Raw genomic sequence first — 4,410 nt, forward strand, 5'->3', positions numbered from 1 at the left:
AGGCGACGCTGCGGGGGCGTGCCCCGCATGACCGGCGTGGCTCTGGGCCAGGGCAGGACCGCCCGCGGCAAGCACCAGCGGGGCGAGCGTCAGGGAGAGGGCCTGAGAAAGGGAAAGGGACTTCACGAGGCGGCTCCAGCCAGCGGACGAACGGTGACGACGTTGAACATGCCCGCGTGCATGTGCATCAGAAGGTGACAGTGGAAGGCCCAGTCGCCGGGCGCGTCTGCGGTCAGGTCGAAGGTGACCTTGCCGCCGGGGGCGACGTTGACCGTGTGCTTCAGCGGTTGATTGCCATCATGGCCGTTGACCAGTTCGAAGAAGTGGCCATGCAGGTGGATCGGGTGGGCCATCATGGTGTCGTTGACCAGGGTCACGCGCACGCGCTCGTTCAGCTCGAAGCGGATCGGTTCGACCACTTCCGAGAATTTGCGACCATCGAAGCCCCACATGAACCGCTCCATATTGCCGGTCAGGTGGATCTCCATGGTGCGCGACGGCGTGCGGGTGTCCTTGTTCGGCGTCAGCGAGCGCAGGTCGGCATAGACCAGCACGCGGTGATCGACATCATCCAGGCCCTGCGGCCGGTCGGCCAGACGGTTGGACGGGGCCGGGGCGATGGCGTCCACGCCGACGCCGACAGCCATGTCGGCTGGGGCGTTGTTCGGATCGCGCATGCTCATGCCCGAATGGTCCATCGGCGCAGCCGCCGCAGCGCCCGCAGCGGCGCCGTGCCCCATGGCCGCGTGGTCGGCGCCCGCTGCGCCGTGCGCACTGTGATCCATGCCGCCCATGCCCATGTCCTTCATGGTCAGGTTGGGCACCTTGCGCAGCGGCGGAACCTCGGCCGTCATGCCCATGCGCGGCGCCAGGGTGGCGCGGCCCATGCCCGAGCGGTCGATGGCTTCGGAGACGATGGTATAGGCGCGGTCCTCGGTCGGGCGGACGATGACGTCATAGGTCTCGGCGACCGAGATCTGGAACTCGTCGACCTCGACCGGGCGGACGTTCTCGCCGTCGGCCTGAACCACGGTCATCGGCAGGCCGGGGATGCGGACGTTGAAGATCGACATGGCCGAAGCGTTGATGATGCGCAGACGCACGCGCTCGCCGGGCCGGAACAGGCCGGTCCAGTTCTCTTCGGGGCCATGGCCGTTGATCAGATAGGTGTAGGTCGTGCCGTTGACGTCCAGGATGTCGCGCGGGTCCATGCGCATCCCGCCCCACATCCGGCGCTCTTCCAGGTTCAGGCGATCCGAACCGTCCAGCAGGCCGGCCAGGGTCGTCTTCTGCATGTTGAAGTAGCCAGGGCTCTTCTTCAGCTTGTCCAGGATTTCATGCGGATGCATGAAGCTCCAGTCCGACAGGACCAGGACGTGCTCGCGGTCATAGGCGATCGGATCAGCGCCCGCCGGATCGATGACGATGGGGCCGTAGTGACCCATGGCCTCCTGCAGGCCCGAATGGCTGTGGTACCAATAGGTGCCCGATTGCTTGATCGGGAACTCATAGACGAAGGTTTCGCGCGGCTTGATGCCGGGGAAGCTGACGCCCGGCACGCCGTCCATCTGGAACGGCAGCAGCAGGCCGTGCCAGTGGATCGAGGTGTCCTCGTCCAGATTGTTGGTCACCGACAGACGCATGTTCTGGCCCTCGCGCATCCGCAGCAGGGGCGCGGGCAGCAGGCCGTTGATCATGAAGGCGTGGCCGGTGCGGCCGCCGACGGTGAAGCTGGAGTCGCCCACGCTCAGGTCGATGTTCGGTCCGGTCAGGGTCGGCAGGTCGGCCCGCAGGCCCGGCGATCCGGTCTGCGCCCAGGCAGGCAGAAGGCCCTGAAGGCCCAGAATGCCGCCGCCCAGGGCGGCGCCTCGCAACAGGGTTCGACGGTCCAGTGATGTTGTCGCCATGAAGTCCAAGTCTCAAAGAGGCCGTTCGCCTTGGAAAGGCGCGCGGGGAGGGGGTCTGATCGGGATACGCAGGCGACACGGTCGCCCCTTGCATCGCCGTTGCGGCAGGGCGCCGCAGCTTTGGTCAGGGCGCGGCGACGGGCAAGTCGCAACGCCAGTGCGTCTTATCGCGCCAGAGCCTGGTTCAGCTTCTGTCGGGCGCGGGCGATACGGGTCTCGACCGCCTTGGGCGTGACGCCCAGAACTTCGGCGATCTCGGCATGGGAACGGCCTTCCAGCGAGGCCAGCAGAAGCGGGGCCTTCAGGTTGTCGGGTAGGGCGGCCAGGGCGCGATTCATCTCGTCCATGCGCCGACGATCGTCCAGCTGGGTCTCGGCTTCCGGCGCATCTTCGCCCACGGCCATGGCTTCGGGCGTGTCCAGCCCCATGACGCCGCGCACGATGCGGCGCACGGTGCGCTTGCGGCCCCAGTCGCGGCATTTGTTGATGGCGATCGAGCGCAGCCATGTCTCGAAGGAGCGCGTCGGATCATAGCGCCGTATCGCCAGCCAGGCCGAAACATAGGTTTCCTGCAGCAGGTCGTGGGCCTCGTCCGTGTCGCCGACGTAACGACGAACAAAGCGATAGAGGTCGCCGCTGGTCGCCGCCATCAGGGCGGTGAAGGCTGTGCGGTCGCCGCGCGCGGCGCGCGCCTCGTCTGTATCGCCCCCGACCGTCACCTCGGCCTTACCGAGGCTCTTGCGTAAGGGCGCCGGCGATTTCCTTGTCGAAGATGCGGGCCTGTTCCGGCGTCAGAACCGCGCGCATTTCAAACACATGGGCGATGGTGGCCTTCTGCAAGGCGCCCATGGCGTCATGAAAATGGTCGACGGCGGCGCGCACCTCGGGGCTGTCGCCCTGGCTGGCGGCGATGGCGTTGGCCAGTTCGCGGTTGGCGGCGCGCACGTCGGCCTCCAACGTTTCACGCCGCACGGTGAAATGCTCTTCGATCCCGTCCAGGCGGGCGTCCTGATCTGCGGTCAGGTCCAGCTTCTGATGCACGATGTCGTGCACGCTGGGCGTCTCGTGCTGCTTCATCATCCAGCCGGCGGCCAGCCAGGCGGCGCCCCCGCTGGCCAGGGCGGCCAGCGCCACGGTCAGGGCGATGGACTTCCAGTTGGCGCTCATCCGCCGACCTCGAAACGGGTCATCGGCGACAGGCCTGCAGAGACGCTGAAGACCTGAATGTCGGAGTGGTTGGGCTTGAACGCTTGGCCCAGCATGCCGCCGTTCGTCACGCCGACCAGCAGGGCGACGGCCATGACCGCCAGACGCACCTGACCCGAACGGCGTTGCTCCTGCCGCTCTTCGATCCGCCGCCAGACCTGGTTCTCCAATCCCGCCAACCGCAAGGTTTCATCAGCTGGAAACGGCGTCGCCAGGATGCGGTCGATGTCTTTTGTCATTCTGCACCTTTCGCGGACCCTGTCTTTCATACGCGAGACGACGCGCCTTCCCTTGAAAAGGCGTCTGAAGGCGTACGCATCCAGGGCGTATGGTTCCAATCGTTGTAATCTCTACGCCATGTCGGGGCCGTGACGAAAGCGGTTGAGCGTCACAGCCCCGACTGACGTCAGAGCGAGGCGGGCGGCGGCTGAACGCCCATGACCGCCACGACGGCCAGGATCGTCAGCGCCAGACCGAACTCGATCACCAGACTCTTCCTCAGATGCGGCATGGCCTGGCCAGCATCATGAGCCATCAACGGCGCCAGACGGAAGCGGTTGGCCGCCGCCAGGCAAACCATCAGCCCGAACAGCGCCAGCTTGATCGTCAGCAGGACGCCATAGGGGCTGGCGCCCAGGCTCAGCGCCTTCGACGGGCCGACCAGATAGGCGCTGTTGATCAGGCCCGTTACGACCAGGGCGCCGACCGCCGCCGTACCGACCCCGGCGAAGCCGGTCAGGCTGCGCGCCACTCCGGCGTCCCAGGCGGAATCGCCCGATGGCCGCCGAACGATCAGGACGGCGAAGGCGGCGAGGGCGCCGACCCAGACGGAGGCCGCCACGGCGTGCACGATGTCAGAGGCCGGGTGGATCATATGCCCCGGCCCTTGCGTCGCCGCACCGTGACCGGTCCAGGAGAAACTGGCCGAGACGACCACGCCCAGCAGCGTAAGCAGACTCCACATCAGACGCCCCGGCCGCAGCAACAAGGCCGCGCCCAGAGCCAGGGCGGCCGCCAGAGTCCGTACGACCAACGCCTTGCCCAGCCCCATACCCGTGACCATGAAGATCAGGGCTTCGGGTTTGAACGCATCGCTCAGCGAGCCCGCCATCATGGCGGTCTGAGCCAGCAGGGCGGCGGGCGCGGCCAGTATCAGGCCCGCCGCCGCCCACGCCGTCGCCGGACGCGGCCAGCGCAGGCCCAGCGGCCCGACAGCGCGTGCGCTGTACAGCATGAACGCAGGCATGCCGAGCAGCACCGCTCCGGCGGCGTATTGCACGCCGCGCAGGAGGATGAT

The 4,410-nt window shown here is 67.2% G+C and carries 5 protein-coding genes; all 5 read right to left on the reverse strand.

The features are described 5' to 3' along the window. Positions 1-122: 122 nt before the first annotated feature. Positions 123-1,907, reverse strand: coding sequence for a copper resistance system multicopper oxidase (locus RT567_RS14020; RefSeq protein WP_313576894.1), 1,785 nt, complete (start codon positions 1,905-1,907; stop codon positions 123-125). A 164-nt stretch (positions 1,908-2,071) separates the two neighbouring features. Then, on the reverse strand, positions 2,072-2,626 hold the full coding sequence (locus tag RT567_RS14025; RefSeq protein WP_313576895.1) for an RNA polymerase sigma factor: 555 nt from the start codon (positions 2,624-2,626) through the stop codon (positions 2,072-2,074). A gap of 7 nt (positions 2,627-2,633) precedes the next feature. Then, complete coding sequence (locus RT567_RS14030) at positions 2,634-3,074, reverse strand: periplasmic heavy metal sensor (protein ID WP_313576896.1); 441 nt, start codon at positions 3,072-3,074, stop codon at positions 2,634-2,636. Continuing rightward, positions 3,071-3,352 (reverse strand): hypothetical protein, encoded by a 282-nt coding sequence (locus RT567_RS14035; RefSeq protein ID WP_087140736.1) that lies wholly within the window; start codon positions 3,350-3,352, stop codon positions 3,071-3,073. The genes RT567_RS14030 and RT567_RS14035 overlap by 4 nt, the downstream gene beginning before the upstream one ends. A gap of 167 nt (positions 3,353-3,519) precedes the next feature. Beyond that, the coding region (gene copD, locus RT567_RS14040) for a copper homeostasis membrane protein CopD (RefSeq protein ID WP_313576897.1) at positions 3,520-4,410 on the reverse strand (891 nt) is incomplete at its 5' end.

This window comes from Brevundimonas sp., from assembly GCF_032107865.1.
Lineage (GTDB): Bacteria > Pseudomonadota > Alphaproteobacteria > Caulobacterales > Caulobacteraceae > Brevundimonas.